Below are 15,504 nucleotides of genomic sequence, written 5' to 3'. Positions count from 1 at the left end.
CACCCCGGGAATCCGGGGAGAACCATGACCTTAACGGTAACACTCGGCACAGATTGTGGGACTTGATCGCCGTAGAATCAACATCACTTTAGTGTTTCACTGCGCTGGGTGTGATCCCTCGAATCGGAACTGCTGGTCAACGTCGTCGACGCCGTCGTATGAGCTGAACAATGTAGATGACCAATCCACCGCCAAATAACAACAGCATCACCACACCGACCGGGAGCGCAACAGCCTGCCTACTGCCGAGAAACGGTATGTCGAGGAAATGCCCGGCAATAATGAACACACCCGCGATGACAAACCCGAGACTGCTGATGATGACGGCCACCGGTGACGTCTCTTCGCCCGGACGTACCGCTTGCGAGATCGCCATTACCGTGCCCCCACCGAATAATGCGAGCCCGGGTGCACCCAACCACGACCCTCCCGTGAGGATAACCACGAGACAAAGCCCAGCGAGCAGCCCGCTTAGGATTGCCATGCCGATGCCCGTTCGACGCTCTTTGCGTCGATGTTTCTCCTCGTCAAAATTCATCGGACGAAAGACTAGCTGTCGGTTATTCACTCAGCAGCGCGAGCCGGCTAATGCACCGGAAGAGATCCGCTGGCGGGTCCTTGATATCGACGAATGCATCCCGCGATACGTCTGCGAAGACCGTGAGCTTGCAGTCCTGATCGACCAACACGTCGATCAGCGAAACGAACCGCTGTCGGGATGCTCGGTCTGTTTTCGAGAGCGCGGGCACGTCGGTGAGTACCCATGAGTCATAGCGTTCTGCGATGTTGAGGAAGTCTTCGGTGTAGGAGTGCGCAGCAACGAGTGATGCGAAATCGAACCAGATCTCGCGCCCGCGAATAGCGCTCACCTGCAGTGCCCGATGCCTTTCCAGCACTTCGGTGGCCTCTTCGGGTGCTGGTGGATTCCCCGCCGCCAGCGACTCTTCGGGTTTGCCGACGACCCAGTTCCCTGACGCAAATCCGCCGTGCTTTGCGAGTTCCGTCAGCCGATAGTCGGTGCCAGCATCAAGCTCACGCACCGCAAAGTGCGTGCGAACGGTCGCGATCCCAGGCTCGATGATGTGGTGGTAGATGCGATTCGGCAGTAGCCCTTCCGGCTCATAGTTCGAGGTAATGAGTGTCGGGATGCGCCGGGTCGCGAGCTCGTCGAGTATGCGGTTAAGGAGTGCGCCGCTTCCGGGCTCGTGCACGTGGAGTTCATCGAAGTAGAACAGTCGCGCGCCGTCCAGCAGTTCGTCGAGGGTGTGCTCGATCGCGTCTCGCGTACTCGCTTGCGTTGCAGTCTGTCGCTGGAAACTGCGGAAAAACTCGTGAAAATGAAGGCGACGCTTTGCGTCTTCCGGCACATCCGCCCAGGCAACCAGCCCCGACATGAGCCAGGACTTGCCGCGTCCTGCGGGACCGTGTACGAAAAACCCGGTCGGTTGCGCATCCTGCGCCGCGTCTTGCTTCGCCAACGCTTGAGACAAGAACACCGCAATCTCACTGACGAGAACCCGCTGGGCATCATCGAGCCGAACGCTTCTCGACGAGACCGATTGCTCAATGCTCGCAATCGCGTCGGCTGCAGCAGGGTGTTCATTTGCGGTTACGTTGTGCACAACCCCTCACTTTAGCGGTGCGATGGTGCTGAGCACGGCGAATCCGATTGTGGGACACCGTCATTGATTCAACAGCATTGGATAAAGCGACACGAAAAGCAGCACTCCTGCCGCAATCAAGATGACGGCCAACACGATCGTCACAATTCGCGCCGCAATCCGACCCGGCCCTCCGACGAAAAGCCCGATCAGCAGGAGGATGAAGGCAAAAACGGTAATAAATGCGGCTGCGGCCACAAGGAGTCCCGCGGCATTCGATACGTCTGCGTTCGCGCCCTGAGTGGTGGCATCGTCAGTGCCCCACTGAAACCCGCCCACCCCAGCAGCGGCGCCGAGGATAAGTGCCAGCAGAACCAGCCAGCCACGAGCTTTAGTAGCGGACTTTGAACCGGTAGTTGTCATGAGTGTGCCGATCGATAGAGGATGCCGTCGAAGTAGCGAAGCTACCCGAGTAACTCGATACCATATCCGTCGATCACTGCCCGCACTTCTGCCAGATAGCGCTGCGCCTGTTCGGTAAGCGGAATCGCGGACTGATCGATCCAACCGATCTCGATGCGTTCGTCCACTTTCAGCGGGATGGCGACAATTTCGGGATCCAGATCATCGCTGATGATACCGGTGGAGATCGTGTACCCGTCGAGTCCGATCATCAGATTGAAGATGGTCGCGCGGTCGGAGACGCGAATCTCCTGCTTGCTCGACAGGGTCGAGAGGATTTCCTCGGCGAAATAAAAGGAGTTATTTGCGCCCTGGTCGAAAGTCAGTCGCGGCAGTTCGGCGAGATCGTCGAGCGTGACACGATCTCGCGAAGCGAGCGAGTTCTTTCGGGAGATGAAGATGTGCGGTACTGCATGGAAGAGTGGATGGAATGCGAGCCCGGAATCTCGCAGGAGCTTATCGATCACTTTGCGGTTGAAGTCGTTTCGATAGAGAATGCCGACCTCACTGCGGAAGGTTCGGACATCCTCGATGATGTCCCAAGTGCGTGTTTCCCGCAGCGAGAACTCATACTCGGGAGCACCCGCCGATTTCACCATCCGGACGAATGCCTCGACCACGAACGAGTAGTGCTGCGCTGACACCCCGAGCAGGCGTCGCGAGGGTGGCCGACCAAGATAGCGCTGCTCGAGAAGCGCCATTTGCTCGACGACCTGTCTCGCGTATCCGAGGAATTCCGCACCGTCTTCGGTGAGCGTCACGCCACGTGCGGATCGCAATAGCAGCCCGCGCCCAACCCGGGCTTCGAGGTCCTTCATTGCTGCCGACAACGTTGGCTGGGCGACATAGAGCAGGTCGGCCGCGGCCGTAATCGATCCCTCGGCCGCGACCTCGATGAAGTATTGGAGCTGCTGCAGCGTAATGCCTCGCGATTCTCTGGACATAGACAAAGACTATAGGACCCCATAGCTAGCGGTAGTTACCCGATGCCCCGACTTCGCCCGCAAGATGGATGCACAGACTTCCGCAGGCCGAGCCCGGCCGATCAGAAATTGAATTGGACGGACATGACGAACGAGTACACGTTCAGCCTCACCACCACCCGCTTTGACGAGGACTACTCGCCCTCGAATAACTCCCGGATCACCACGAACTTCGCAAACCTGGCTCGAGGCGAGCACCGTCAGCAGAACCTTCGCAATGCCCTGACGATGATCAATCGCCGTTTTAACGACCTCGCACGCTGGGACAACCCGGGCCAGGACCGCTACCGGGTCGAACTCGAGATCGTCTCGGCAGACCTGCAGTTTCGTTCTGCCGACGAGAATCAGCAGTTCCCGTTTCTCGAGATCCTCGATGTCCACATCGTCGACCGCCTCACCGGAGTTCGCCACCCCGGGATCGTAGGAAACAACTTCTCCTCCTACATCCGCGACTACGACTTCAGCGTGCGACTTCCGGCGGCCAATGCATCCGCGACCGAGTTCACCGTCCCCAAGGACTTCGGTGACGTGCACGGCAAGCTCTTCCAACGCTTCCTCGATTCCGCCGTCTACCGGGAACGTTTCCTCACCTCACCCGTGATCTGCATCAGCGTTTCGACGAGTCGGACGTATCAGCGGACCGAGAATGAGCATCCCATTCTCGGCGTTGAGTATCAGCAGAACGACTACTCGCTCACCGATGAGTACTTCGGCAAAATGGGCCTACAGGTGCGGTACTTTATGCCGCGCGGCAGCGTCGCACCGCTCGCGTTCTATTTCCGCGGTGACCTGCTGAATGACTACACCAGCCTGCAGCTCATTGGCACGATCAGCACAATGGAGACTTTCCAGAAGATCTACCGGCCGGAGATTTACAACGCGAATTCTGCCGCTGCGGGGGTCTACCGACCATCACTCGACGAGCAGAACTTCTCAAAGACGCTGATTGACTACGATCGCGTCGAACGTAGCGAGCTCGCGACCAAGCAGGGGAAGTACACCGAGGAATTCCTCATGAAGCCCCACGGATCGACCCTCGAACGATTCGCCGCCAACGACCCCGTTCTCGTTTGAACACCATCGGAGACACCTCGACTATGCACGCACTTTTGCCCACCTCGACCGTCGGCAGCCTCCCGAAGCCCTCTTGGCTTTCCGAGCCGGAAACCCTCTGGTCGCCTTGGCGATTGGCTGGGGATGCGTTGGTCGAGGGCAAGCAGGATGCGTTGCGGATCGCGGTCCACGAGCAGGTCAATCGGGGAATTGACATCGTCAGCGATGGCGAGCAGACCCGTCAGCACTTCGTGACGACGTTTATCGAGCATCTCGGTGGCGTTGACTTCGAGCGGCGCGAGACCGTTCGCATCCGCAATCGCTACGACGCAAGTGTCCCGACCGTGGTCGGCGAGGTGAGCCGCGAGAATCCGGTGTTTGTCGAGGACGCGAAGTTTCTCCGCCGGCAGACCGACCGGCCTATTAAATGGGCTCTTCCCGGCCCAATGACGATGATCGATACGCTTTCGGACCGTCACTATCAGAGCCGCGAGAAGCTGGCTTGGGAGTTCGCGAAGATCCTCAATCAGGAAGCAAAGGATCTTGAGGCGGCCGGGGTCGACATCATCCAGTTCGACGAACCCGCGTTCAACGTGTATTTCGACGAGATGCGGGATTGGGGCGTTGCGGCGCTTGAGCAAGCAGCCGAAGGTTTGCGAGCGGAGACCGTCGTGCACATTTGCTACGGCTACGGGATCAAGGCGAACAACGATTGGAAGGCGACCCTCGGGTCTGAGTGGCGGCAGTATGAGGAGTCATTCCCGCTCCTGCAGCAGTCCACGCTCGACATCGTGTCGTTGGAATCCCATAACTCCAATGTCCCGGTGGACCTCATCGAGCTGCTCCGAGGCAAAAAGGTCATGCTCGGCGCCATCGACGTCGCGAACAGCGCGATTGAGACTCCAGAAGAAGTAGCTGGAACGCTCCGCAAGGCGCTCCAGTTCGTCGACGCGGACAAGCTCATCCCGAGCACGAACTGCGGGATGGCACCGTTTGCGCGGGATGTTGCGTTCAAGAAGCTGAGCGCACTCAGTGCGGGTGCGAGCATCCTTCGTGAGGAACTTACTCGCGTGAAGGTCTGACCGGCGAAGCGGCTCGCGGCTATCCGATGCTCGTCGTGACGGACACTTCGACGGAGTAGTCCCCCGCACCGTGCGCGATCATTTCCTGTCGTACTTCCATCCCGTCAAGGTGCAGCTCGATCCCCCGTTCCTCGAGCGCATCGAAGATTGCGACTTCGGCTGGATGCGTTGCATCCGCGGGCAATTCCTCGCTGTCCGATGATGGCCAGGTGGCGACCAGCTCCGTTCGCGCGGGTAAGACTCCAATGAGGTCTTCCTCGTAGGGCCAGCTTTCGACGACGGTGTCGGAAGCTGCCCAGCAGCCGATGACTTCAACCTGTCCGTTGTCACCGGAACGAAGCGTGGTCCAAAACCGCCCGCTACGCGTCAGACCCGCATGGTTCGCTCGCTCATCGAGCTGAGCGAAGGCAGCAGTTGCTTCCTCGTTAATGAGTGCTGCATCGTTATCAGCGCTGAATGCCAAGACGCGACCGACAAATGGCAGACGCGGCATCCGACGTTCTTCTACGCGCACTGGCGCCGAGAGGAGGCTCAGTTCGTTCTCGACGTCTCGAAACGCGCGGTCTTCTTCTTCGCGTTCGCGGAGCACCCGTTGTCGATGTGCCGACAACACATCTTGCGCCGAACTCGCATCGCTGGCGGCATCGATTTCTTCGAGCGGAACACCCGCCGCTCTCAGGGCTCGAACGAGTACTCCGGCTCTGACCTGACCCTCCGCGTACAGTCGGTATCCGGTCTGTTCATCGACAGTGTTCGGGACCAGTACCGCTTTCTCGTCATAGTGGCGTAGCGCCTTGACCGTCAGCCCAGTAATTCCCGCAAAATCTCCGATTTTCAACATGAACCCAGTTTGCGGCCTCCCCTTGCGGGAGGGTCAATTCTCGATTGATAACGGCGATTTCTCATCCTCGGTCGTCATGCCTTTTCCCTCCTCTTATCGGTCACGGTGGTGTAGCGCAGCCACACCACTCCGTCACCGAGGTTCTCCAGGTGCGTCAGATCAAACTGAGTGTCCTTTATCGGGCTATAGGGTTCCTTCGCGGTGAAGAAGCGCGGAGCATCCGGATCACCGTTCGCAACCGGGGCGAGAATCATGCTCACCTCGTCGACAAGCCCCTGCTGGACGAAGGACCAATTGATGGTGCCTCCTCCCCCAACCATGAGCCGCTCGATGCCGAATTCGCCGAGCTTGGCCAGCATCCTTTCGTAGTCGACTTGTTCCTCACCAGCGATGATGTAGGAGACGCCTTGCCGGCGGAGGAAATCCTTATAAGCGTTACTTGCGGCGTCGGTGAGAACTTCGATCACGTGCGCGGGCACGCCACCGTAGCCGAAGCTGTTGAACTCCCACGCCAACTCTCCTCGAGGATCGATCGACACGTAGTACATTTCCGCATCCGGGTCCGCATTGAAGTCCCCTTCCGGTACTGGGGCGGCGTTCTCGTCGATGTCGGGCGATCGGTAGTGGGTGATGTTGTCCTCGGTCGAAGTCTTTCCGTTGAGATAGGCGTCGATGTCCAGCTGCTGCTTGCCAGGAGTCAGCGCGATGTCTTGATAGTGCTGGCTTCCAAGGTGGAATCCAGGTTGGTCGATGGCGTTGATATTGCCGTCGATAGCGGTGTGAGTGTGGATGATGATGTAGGGGCGTGTTTTTGCCATGTTTTCTCGCGTAGTTTGCTTGTGCTCTGCGGAGCAGTCTTGGTTATGTTGATTCACCAGGCGTAGGACTGCGGCGCTTCTCCCGGGCCGGGCCAGATGCGGTTGAGCTCCGTCAAAAGGAGTGGGCTTCGTTGGGCGTCCCTCTGAGCGCCTCTACCGCTGGGTCCTGTAATTGATCTCGTGACTCTCACCTCAACGAGCCGATCAGTCGGCGAGTTCAATTCTGACTGGCTTGGAGCTACTCCAGCCCTTGAAAATTGTTACGTCTTCGTCAAAGTGGCCGAGAATCGCAGTGCCAGGCCAGTAGCCGATCTTTGAATAGTGGAGCACTGCAACACCGTCCCGATGGTTGTAGCCAATATCCCCAATTTCGGGGTCACTTCCTACGGGCATTCCCGACATGGCGAGCTTCTCGGGGAGGACAGCAAGCACCTCTTGTCGAGCGTAGTCGCGGAAGTCTAGGGCCAGCGGCAATTGCTTCCGCAGCGAGTTCGCGGCGGGGTTGTCGTGGAGTACCGCCGAAATGACTCGGTTTTCCAGGTGGATGCGGATAGGCGTGTCTGTCACAGTGTCTCCTTAGGTGTTCGCCGATAGTGGTCGCTATGAGGCGGTATCTGAGGCCCCAGACGAATCATTTCTGGGATGCCTGCTCATCCGACGACGGAGTGCTCGCTTCGAGGTTCTGTCCGTATTCGCTCGCGGCCCATGATGCGAGCAGGTGCAGCCGTTCTGCGGATGCTGATTCCGGCTCCGCAGCATAAATCGTGATGGTGAGGCCCGGTTCTGCTTCCATCGCCATGCCCTCGTAAGCCAGTGTGAGTTCTCCGACGACAGAGTGGTTGAAAGTCTTGAATCCGGCTCCGTGATGGCGCACGTTGTGAGCACCCCAGAGCTGGCGAAATTCTTTACTGCGGGTAGAGAGTTCGCCGATCAGGTCGTGGAGTTCTTTGTTGTGCGGATCACGTCCCGCCTCCGTGCGCAGGATTGCCACCGTTACTTCGGCGAACATGTCCCAGTCCGGATAGAACTCATCGGCGCGTTCATCGAGGAATGTGTACCTGGCGATATTCGGCGGCTGCCCCGGCATCTCAAATGTGTCCTTGTAGAACGCTCGAGCGAGGAGGTTCGTCGCAAGGATATCCATCCGCCCGTTTCGAACGAACGCCGGACCCTCCGTAACTGCTTCGAGCACCCATTGCAGGCTGTGATGAGGAGTCCACGATTTCGCTGACCGTGTTTTTCTTGGACGCCCCACCGGACTGGCTGCATGTGCGAGGGCAAATAGGTGCGCCCGTTCCGCGTCGTCGAGCAGTAGCGCTTTCGCAATCGAATCGAGAACCACCGCCGAGGCTCCACTGATCGCACCACGCTCAAGTTTTGTGTAATACTCGACGCTCACCCCGGCAAGGACCGCGACCTCGGTTCGGCGCAGCCCCTTCACTCGCCGGTTCTCACCCTCCGGAAGTCCGACTTGGTCCGGGGTCACATGAGCGCGCCTACTGGTGAGGAATTCCCGCACTTCGTCCCGATTATCCATGCCTCCACGGTACGCTCTCGCACAGGTTGCGTGAGAGACCCTCCGAGTACCACCATCGACGGACACTCCCTCTCACCGGTGCCGCAAAGGAGCATTGATACCTGGCTGCTGCAGGATTTTGCGGCCTACGATCTATAACCTGTATCGGGCACTTTTGCCGATCGACGAATGAAGGAGACCACATGCGTGGTGTCGTTATGCACGCCCCCGGAGACGTCCGTGTCGAAGACCGCCCCGATCCGATCATTGAGGAGCCCACCGACGCGATTATCCGTGTCACGGCGGCCTGCGTTTGCGGTTCGGACTTGTGGCCCTACCGCGGTGCCGGGGAAGTTGACCGCGCACCAATGGGCCATGAATACATCGGCATCGTCGAGCAGATCGGCAGTGCCGTGCAGAACGTTGCCATCGGTGACTTTGTGGTCGGGTCATTCGTGGCCTCAGACAACACCTGCGAAATCTGCCAGGCCGGTTTCCAATCCCGCTGCGCTCACCAGGTCATGATGGGATCCATCGGCACCCAGGCCGAGAAAGCGCGCATCCCGCTCGCCGACGGCACACTGGTAAAGGTGCCTGGCAAGCCTACCGAGGAGCAGACTCGCAGTCTGCTCGCAGCCTCGGATGTGCTCGGCACCGGCTGGTTTGCCGCGGTCGCAGCCGAGGCGGGGCCGGGTAAGACTGTTGCTGTCGTTGGCGACGGCGCCGTCGGCCTCCTCGGCATCCTCGCCGCAAACCGCCTCGGTGCGGAGCGGATCATCGCGATGTCGCGACATGCTGACCGCCAGTCGCTGGCCAAGCAGTTTGGTGCGACCGACATTGTCGAGGAACGCGGAGACGCCGGTATCGCGCGAGTCAAGGAACTGACGAACGGCTACGGCGCACACTCCACTATTGAAGCCGTCGGCACCCAGGAGTCGATGCTCCAGGCTATCGGTGCCACCCGACCGGGCGGCCATGTCGGATTCGTCGGTGTCTCTCACGATGTCGAGCTCGATGGGGCCGACCTCTTCACCGCGACCGTGAGCCTCCTCGGTGGGCCCGCGCCGGTACGCCGTTTCCTGCCAGAGCTGATTGAGCTCATCATGACCGACCAGATCAATCCCGGCGTCGTCTTCGACCTCACCCTTCCCCTCGAGCAGGCAGCCGAGGGGTACAAGGCGATGGATGAACGCCGCGCCACCAAAGTCATGCTCACTATTTGATCCGCTCATGACAACAAAGCGGAATGGGATATATGTATTCAATCCGTTGATATTCAAGCAAGCGCCGTCAATCAGGAGTGTCAGGCTTCGAGCTCCTGCTTCAGCCACTCGTTCCTCACGCGGATGAGATTTTCCATATATCGCCGCAGGATTAGCCACTCCACGAACCGACCCAGAACCCCGAACGGTGCTTTGAGCTCAATTCGATCAACCATCACGGTCGCCTCACCGTCTGCAAGAAACTCGTGCTCGTGCCACCAGTGTTGAAACGGACCGGCAATCTGCTGATCCACGAAACGAACGGGACGTTCGTATTCGCTGATCTTCGATGTCATTCGGAATGGGATTCCGAAGTGTCGTGCTCGCCAGGTCACAGTCTCTCCGAGGCCAATCTCGCCACTCGTCACGCCAGCCACCGCGCGTTCCGTGGATTGCTTCATCGATTCGGTATGTGCATCAATAGACAGACTCAGCGAAAAACACCGCTCTATTGGGGCGGCAATACGTGTGGTGGTGACAAAGGAATGCACCGGATGAGCCTACGCAAGTCCACCGTCGCCCGACATCCCGTCCTTCAAGACAGGGCCGAAAGACTCAGGCGGTGAGCACGTAGCGGAGTATCTCGACGACCTGATCGGTGGTTGTGCACCAAGCTTGTGCGGCGGCATCAACTTCCTTGAGCGCGTGAACGGTGTCCTCATCGTGCAGGGTCACGTAGGGCTTTCGCAGCGCAGCGCAGTAGCCGGCGTCGAAGGCGGCGTTCCATTGCTTGTATTGATCGCCGAAACGGACCACAGCAAAGTCACTCTGTTCGATCAGGGTGCGGGTTCGGATGGCGTTGACCTTCGCGGACTGGTGATCGCGCCAGAATTGGTTTTCGTTCGCACGAAGATGGCCGCCGGCTGCGTCGCTGGCGGGATGGTCGGTAACCGGCGACGTAAAGGCCACGTCGAGCCCGGCGGCCTCGGCGCCGCGGCTGATCTCATCGCGCCACTCGGTGTGGATCTCGCCCGAAAGATAGACAGTGAAACTCATGGCTCCTCCTTTGGTTGTTAGTTTCTGGTCAGAGTCAGAGAGCCTTTTTGACCACCGACGACTTCAACCGCATCGCGCACAACTCCTTCATCGGTGGCCTTCGTCTCATCCTCGACCTCCGCCTTCGTAGGCAACGACCTCGATAGACAGCCGCGTCATCCCGCATGGCTCCACGGGTTGACTAGTTCGACACCGGTGTCCGCAAAATCTTTCACATTGCGCGTTGCACAGATCGCCCTATGGGTGAGGCAGATCGAGGCAATCTGGGCGTCAGCAGTGCTGATTGGTGCCCCGACTGCCTGACGCGCCAAGAGAACGTCAGGGTATCGATCTGCTGCCGCCTCATCGAACGCCAGCACCGATTGGCTTTCTCGATACGGCGCGATCGCCTCGTCGACCCACTGCGCAAGAACATCCCGACGACGGCCCGCCGGCAGCCCTCGTACGCCCGCGAGCAGTTCCGCGAGAGTGATCGTCGTGATCGCGACATCCCCTGTCAGGGATGTGACCCATTCGATAACGCGTGTCTCCGGCGCAGGTCGAAACAACTCCGAGATGACGCTCGTATCAAGGATGATCACTCGAAATACACCGACTGTGCAACGTCATCCCGCCGCGGAATCGGTAGATCCTCCACTCCGCCCACATCCCGCGCGGCAGAAAGCAGCGCCATTGCGATATTCGGTCGTCGAGCTGCTTTAGTCAGGATATCTCGCACCTCTGCTTCCATGGAGTGACCGTGCGCCTTCGCCTGTTTGGCGAGCTGCTGTTTCACCTGGTCATCGAGGCCACGAACAACGATGGACGCCACCAGCACCACCTCCTTTTGATATCAATTATGATATCAGGCCGAGTTAGCCCTCCGTAAGTGGTCCACCCACGCTGCCTGTATCAATAAGATGCGTCGCGACACCGAGGAACTCGCAACCGTGTAGTCGCCTTCGAGAATGTAAAAGGCCTCAGCCATCTCGTCGTATACGTGAGACGGAGTCGCATCACCAAGCGAAGCGGTGCTCTCAATCGCAGTAACTCGGCCGCCCATCTGCGAATTGCCAGCAAATAGCTACCCACCCGCGTTTGGCAAGGCCTCACCGGTTCCGGGGCCAGTCATGAACCCTGTGAGCACAGAGTCGCGCTCAATGTGATTGCGTAGCGCCTCAGCGAGCGGCGGCAGATGCGTCTCAACAACATCGCGGACGGCATCAATGTCGAAACCAATGTATTGATGGTCGGGGATATTGCGGAATCCCCTGATCTTCGGCCACCCATTCCGAGATCCGGTTTCTCAGGATGCGTGCTCCGCACCGGGCGAGATCACGTCGATTCCTGCCGAGCGCGCCGCCTCACCGCGCCGATGGTCGTACGTAAGTATGGCATCAACATCAAGTCGCATCGCCGCCTCTAAATGCAAGGCGTCGAGGGTGCGCAGATACGGCATCGGCAAGAACCCAGCAGACCGATAAGTGGCTCGGTCGAGCGCCGCAAGCGACACACCATCAATGATCGCGCTGACCTTTGCCTGGTCCCGCCCCTCCCGCACAGCCATGCGACGCAGTTCGGTCTCGAGAAGGTCACTCGAGACGAGCCTGCTATCGGTCTGATCAAGCCAGCTCAGCAGTGCCCGTGTCTCAGGCCACAAATCGTAGCACTCGTGCTACATAACGAACCGGAGCATCCCGTTTGAACAAAATGTCGGCTGATAGGCTAACGCGAAGACCCATCCACGGCATACGGCGACTTCCTAGGGTTCATCGAAGTGGAAGCCCACGCACAGACGAGCGGACAAAGCCTTTGATCACCGACTTCATTCGAGATCAAGCATTCACTATTGCGCTGTTCGGGGTAATGGTGGCTGTGTGGTTTGGCATGGCGCAGGAAGACCCAGCGCCTAAGTCGCGGCTTCCCTTATGGGTCGGATCGGCGATTGGATTGATCATCGCCGCTGCCTTTGGGGTAGTCGTCGGGCGCAATTGGAACACGCCGAGTGCATTGGATGATGGCGTCTGGTGGGCCTTTGGCGCCACGTTCATCGTGATGAGCTTGTTCATCGGTGGCGGCGCAATCTTCTTGAAGCTCCGTGACCGTTATCGATGGTTTGGCTGGTGGATTGCGCTGTGCGTTGCCGTACATTTTGCGCCGCTGGTGTGGGTATTTAAAGACTGGTCTTACCTGGCCTTTTCTGCTGTCCAGGTTGCGGGTCTCGTGCTCATGTTCCCGCGGCTCAAGCGGGCCGAATATGAAACGAGTCGGTTGGCCTGTTCCTGGCTCGGTATTACATTTTTGGCGTACTCCGTTGTGACTGCGATCGTGTTCTTAGTTCGGTACGGCGAACTGTATTGGAGTCCGTGAGCCCCGTTGCCGCAGCGATGCTGCATGCAGCCTTCGCACGGACTTTTCAAGGAGCCAGGACGTCACCACCATGCACCGTCCATGACGTCCGGATCCCCTCCCTACGAGACTTTCAGCGGCGTGATCGCAGCGACCTGATCGGCCATGTTTTCATGTGCGACTTCTAGGTCGTATCGCGTCTGTAAGTTGAGCCAGAACTGTGGCTCGATCCCGAAGTAGCGCCCAAGGCGCAGTGCAGTGTCCGCCGTAATCCCGCGCTTGCCGTGCACGATCTCACTGATACGTCGGGGCGGCACTCCGATCGACACCGCAAGTTTGTTCTGCGTGATACCAAAGCCCTCGATGAAGTCCGCCATGAGAACTTCACCGGGATGGACTGGCGGGTAAAGTTTTTCGGTCATCTCTCCTCCTCAGTGATAGTCCACGATCTCAACGTCCAAGACACCAGCATCCGCCCAGCGGAAGCAGATACGCCATTGATCGTTGACACGGATGCCGTGCTGCCCAGCTCGGTCACCCTTGAGTACTTCCAGGCGATTGCCGGGCGGTACGCGCAACGCGTCCAGCGTCGTCGCAGTGTCCAGCAGGTGCAGCTTCCTGTTCGCGGTCTTGTGTATTCGCGGATCAAGTCGACCGACTGTCCGGAGAGTGATATGAGCAAATGGATTCCAATTCTGGTTCGCTCGGACTATGTTCAAGACGTTATGGCGTTAGTCATCAAATTGGAGTCAGCCTTTTCTGAGGACACCGAAGGCGACGAACACGCATTGCCAACGGCCATGCCACGGGATGCGCGCCCCAGTCCGGTAACTATCAACGAGGTGCTCCAGCCCCACCAAACCTGGTCCCTCGAAGATCTAAAGCAACTTGCGCTTGGCTCGACCGAAACAACGCGGAGGTGGACCCTCGCTATGGATGCATGCGCAGCCCATCCAGGAGAGTTCTTCCCAACCTCAGAAATTGCAGCCAGGACCGGGATGAGCATCGCCGAGTGGCGTGATGCACCACGGAAGATCAGCCGTCACCTGAAGGCGCACTACCCATCAGTCCCGCTATCCCCGGAGGGCTTTCACATCTGGCCTTTAGTTGCTCAGACGCGCCCGGAGTACCCAAACGAGGTCTCCTGGTCCATGACGCCGGAAATGTCCGAATTGTGGAAGCAGGCGCGCAGCTGAGCACCCACACGCCCAAACGCCCTGATCCCCACACATCACCTATCCCAGCAACACCATTGACAGGCCACAGGCATGAGCACCGAGCAGCCCGATGACTCCAAGACGCAGAACTCTTTCGACTCGTTAACTCAAGCTCTAACCAATCAAGGAATTCCAATTGAGAATTGGCACCTAATTCAACGTGTGGTCACAAGAGTTGGAATCAGCAGCTATGAGTCCACTACGGGGTACCTCAAGGCGACACGCGACGACGGAGGTCCTGACCTACACATCTACTACGGCTACACGGGAGGCTTCATATCGGAGGATGAGATTCTCGAAGCCGTGGGCGATGTCGACCGATGGCTGTATGAAAAGAGAAATCTATGGTCCGTCGGACACCCTTTAAACAGATCTCGTGGCGGAGGCACCAGCCAGCTTGGCGAAGATTCCAAGCCAAGGCCCGTATGCCCAGACTGCTTTCTGACGGTACCTGCCACCGGCAAATGCGATGGCTGCGGCTGGGTAGAGTCTTTCGAGAATTAGTAGCCCTTGAACTCGACCATAAAGTCTACTCCCAACTAAACGTTAATCCTGAACTCCACCACATTTCAGCATGCAAGGCAGTCTGGCACGCGGTCACCGCAACACGAGCATTTCCACTGACTGTCCCGTGACCTCGGCGATCAGATCGAAATCCTTGTCCACGGCCAGCACCGTCAGCCCGGCCTTCTCCGCAGTTGCGGCGATCAGGAGATCCGGGATGGAGGGCGCGCGGTGCTGACCGCGATCAGCCAACAACATCTGCACCTCCTCGGCCCTGTCCTCGATGGCTGGAGTAATCCGCTCGACAGGCATCAGTGAGAGTGGCGGTTGACGAAACCCCTCGCGCCCTTCAGCACCTGTTCGAGCGGAGTACCCGAGTTCCAGGCGGGTGATCGTCGAGATTCGAACGAGTCCACGATCTATCCTGACCTTCCAGTTCTCGGCGCCAGAAAGGTGATCGTGTTGGAGCCTGACGAGAGCCGACTTGTCGATGAGCCAATTCGTCACCGCCATGCGCCGGCCATGACGTCAGGATCGGCGAGATCCGCGAAGATCTCACCGGATCGCTTCCAGTCCTCCTCAGTCGTTTTCGTCGTCGTCCGAGGAGTGTCACCCTCGAGCCGACGACGCAGATACTCGTTACGCGAGAGACCCAGCTCTTCGGCGCTCCGGTCGATTCGGGCGACAGTCTCGTCGCTGAGCCCACGAATCAGCACGTTTGTCACGGCAACCACCTCCGCTGGTAAGTGACATCATGATATCAACTTTCGCCGTGGCACGACAGAGGGCGCGTTGACTCATAAGAAACCTCCGCGTAGCTCGATACGTTGCCTCATTTGAA

Annotated in this window: 22 protein-coding genes; 4 read left to right on the top strand and 18 right to left on the bottom strand. The window is 58.7% G+C overall.

The genetic code is table 11. The features are described 5' to 3' along the window. Positions 1–136: 136 nt before the first annotated feature. Genes ACTHXA_RS04220 through ACTHXA_RS04205 form a run of 4 tightly spaced genes read right to left on the bottom strand, consistent with a single transcriptional unit; the run spans position 137 to position 3,007 of the window. Entirely contained in the window at positions 137–538 is a 402-nt protein-coding gene (locus tag ACTHXA_RS04220) for a hypothetical protein (protein ID WP_441669678.1), read from the bottom strand. A gap of 22 nt (positions 539–560) precedes the next feature. Next, a complete protein-coding gene (zapE, locus tag ACTHXA_RS04215; protein WP_441669676.1) occupies positions 561–1,622 on the bottom strand; it encodes a cell division protein ZapE in 1,062 nt (353 codons plus the stop codon). A 60-nt stretch (positions 1,623–1,682) separates the two neighbouring features. Then, positions 1,683–2,024 carry a hypothetical protein gene (locus ACTHXA_RS04210; protein WP_441669674.1) on the bottom strand — a complete coding sequence of 114 codons (342 nt, stop codon included), beginning with the start codon at positions 2,022–2,024 and terminating at the stop codon, positions 1,683–1,685. A 41-nt stretch (positions 2,025–2,065) separates the two neighbouring features. Continuing rightward, on the bottom strand, positions 2,066–3,007 hold the full coding sequence (locus tag ACTHXA_RS04205) for a LysR family transcriptional regulator (RefSeq protein ID WP_441669672.1): 942 nt from the start codon (positions 3,005–3,007) through the stop codon (positions 2,066–2,068). A 123-nt stretch (positions 3,008–3,130) separates the two neighbouring features. Here ACTHXA_RS04205 and ACTHXA_RS04200 point away from each other — a divergent pair, with 123 nt between their 5' ends. Then, a complete protein-coding gene (locus tag ACTHXA_RS04200; RefSeq protein WP_441669670.1) occupies positions 3,131–4,120 on the top strand; it encodes a putative oxygenase MesX in 990 nt (329 codons plus the stop codon). A gap of 23 nt (positions 4,121–4,143) precedes the next feature. Further along, positions 4,144–5,181, top strand: a complete 1,038-nt coding sequence (locus tag ACTHXA_RS04195; protein ID WP_441669668.1) for a methionine synthase — start codon at positions 4,144–4,146, stop codon at positions 5,179–5,181. A gap of 19 nt (positions 5,182–5,200) precedes the next feature. Here ACTHXA_RS04195 and ACTHXA_RS04190 read toward each other — a convergent pair whose 3' ends face one another. The 4 genes from ACTHXA_RS04190 to ACTHXA_RS04175 all read right to left on the bottom strand — a co-directional run bounded on the left by ACTHXA_RS04190 (position 5,201) and on the right by ACTHXA_RS04175 (position 8,377). Further along, positions 5,201–6,022 carry a MerR family transcriptional regulator gene (locus ACTHXA_RS04190; protein WP_441669666.1) on the bottom strand — a complete coding sequence of 274 codons (822 nt, stop codon included), beginning with the start codon at positions 6,020–6,022 and terminating at the stop codon, positions 5,201–5,203. A gap of 74 nt (positions 6,023–6,096) precedes the next feature. Next, entirely contained in the window at positions 6,097–6,840 is a 744-nt protein-coding gene (locus ACTHXA_RS04185; protein ID WP_441669664.1) for a dihydrofolate reductase family protein, read from the bottom strand. 204 nt (positions 6,841–7,044) lie between these two features. Further along, positions 7,045–7,407 carry a cyclophilin-like fold protein gene (locus ACTHXA_RS04180; protein ID WP_441669662.1) on the bottom strand — a complete coding sequence of 121 codons (363 nt, stop codon included), beginning with the start codon at positions 7,405–7,407 and terminating at the stop codon, positions 7,045–7,047. Positions 7,408–7,471: 64 nt separating this feature from the next. Continuing rightward, the gene (locus ACTHXA_RS04175) at positions 7,472–8,377 is read right to left on the bottom strand and encodes a helix-turn-helix domain-containing protein (RefSeq protein ID WP_441669660.1); all 906 of its coding nucleotides are present in this window, start codon (positions 8,375–8,377) and stop codon (positions 7,472–7,474) included. Between the two features lie 182 nt (positions 8,378–8,559). Between ACTHXA_RS04175 and ACTHXA_RS04170 the strand changes: the two genes are divergently transcribed. After that, positions 8,560–9,579, top strand: coding sequence for a zinc-dependent alcohol dehydrogenase family protein (locus tag ACTHXA_RS04170; protein WP_441669658.1), 1,020 nt, complete (start codon positions 8,560–8,562; stop codon positions 9,577–9,579). An 80-nt stretch (positions 9,580–9,659) separates the two neighbouring features. Here the strand turns inward: ACTHXA_RS04170 and ACTHXA_RS04165 are convergent, their stop codons facing one another. The 6 genes from ACTHXA_RS04165 to ACTHXA_RS04140 all read right to left on the bottom strand — a co-directional run bounded on the left by ACTHXA_RS04165 (position 9,660) and on the right by ACTHXA_RS04140 (position 12,253). Next, positions 9,660–10,109: an SRPBCC family protein gene (locus tag ACTHXA_RS04165; protein ID WP_441669656.1), complete on the bottom strand. Its 450-nt coding sequence runs from the start codon at positions 10,107–10,109 to the stop codon at positions 9,660–9,662. 64 nt (positions 10,110–10,173) lie between these two features. Further along, positions 10,174–10,614: a YtoQ family protein gene (locus ACTHXA_RS04160; protein ID WP_441669654.1), complete on the bottom strand. Its 441-nt coding sequence runs from the start codon at positions 10,612–10,614 to the stop codon at positions 10,174–10,176. Positions 10,615–10,769: 155 nt separating this feature from the next. Continuing rightward, a complete protein-coding gene (locus ACTHXA_RS04155; protein ID WP_441669652.1) occupies positions 10,770–11,195 on the bottom strand; it encodes a type II toxin-antitoxin system VapC family toxin in 426 nt (141 codons plus the stop codon). Beyond that, positions 11,192–11,425: a FitA-like ribbon-helix-helix domain-containing protein gene (locus tag ACTHXA_RS04150; protein ID WP_441669650.1), complete on the bottom strand. Its 234-nt coding sequence runs from the start codon at positions 11,423–11,425 to the stop codon at positions 11,192–11,194. Before ACTHXA_RS04150 ends, ACTHXA_RS04155 begins: the two co-directional genes overlap by 4 nt. 252 nt (positions 11,426–11,677) lie before the next feature. Next, positions 11,678–11,869 (bottom strand): HepT-like ribonuclease domain-containing protein, encoded by a 192-nt coding sequence (locus tag ACTHXA_RS04145; protein WP_441669996.1) that lies wholly within the window; start codon positions 11,867–11,869, stop codon positions 11,678–11,680. A 30-nt stretch (positions 11,870–11,899) separates the two neighbouring features. Then, a complete protein-coding gene (locus ACTHXA_RS04140) occupies positions 11,900–12,253 on the bottom strand; it encodes a type II toxin-antitoxin system VapC family toxin (protein WP_441669648.1) in 354 nt (117 codons plus the stop codon). Positions 12,254–12,405: 152 nt separating this feature from the next. On the opposite strand from ACTHXA_RS04140, the gene ACTHXA_RS04135 reads away from it, so the two are divergent. Next, positions 12,406–12,963, top strand: coding sequence for a hypothetical protein (locus ACTHXA_RS04135; protein WP_441669646.1), 558 nt, complete (start codon positions 12,406–12,408; stop codon positions 12,961–12,963). Between the two features lie 101 nt (positions 12,964–13,064). Here the strand turns inward: ACTHXA_RS04135 and ACTHXA_RS04130 are convergent, their stop codons facing one another. From ACTHXA_RS04130 to vapB, 4 genes are all read right to left on the bottom strand, one after another. Beyond that, positions 13,065–13,364, bottom strand: coding sequence for a HigA family addiction module antitoxin (locus ACTHXA_RS04130; protein ID WP_441669644.1), 300 nt, complete (start codon positions 13,362–13,364; stop codon positions 13,065–13,067). Positions 13,365–13,373: 9 nt separating this feature from the next. After that, on the bottom strand, positions 13,374–13,661 hold the full coding sequence (locus ACTHXA_RS04125) for a type II toxin-antitoxin system RelE/ParE family toxin (protein ID WP_441669642.1): 288 nt from the start codon (positions 13,659–13,661) through the stop codon (positions 13,374–13,376). A gap of 1,095 nt (positions 13,662–14,756) precedes the next feature. Beyond that, the gene (locus tag ACTHXA_RS04120) at positions 14,757–15,176 is read right to left on the bottom strand and encodes a PIN domain nuclease (RefSeq protein ID WP_441669640.1); all 420 of its coding nucleotides are present in this window, start codon (positions 15,174–15,176) and stop codon (positions 14,757–14,759) included. Continuing rightward, entirely contained in the window at positions 15,167–15,388 is a 222-nt protein-coding gene (gene vapB, locus ACTHXA_RS04115; protein WP_441669638.1) for a type II toxin-antitoxin system VapB family antitoxin, read from the bottom strand. The genes ACTHXA_RS04120 and vapB overlap by 10 nt, the downstream gene beginning before the upstream one ends. Positions 15,389–15,504: the final 116 nt, after the last annotated feature.

The organism is Gulosibacter sp. (assembly GCF_052090685.1).
Lineage (GTDB): Bacteria > Actinomycetota > Actinomycetes > Actinomycetales > Microbacteriaceae > Gulosibacter.
Note: the sequence above shows the minus strand (reverse complement) of the source record. Positions and strands in the feature narration are given on the sequence as shown.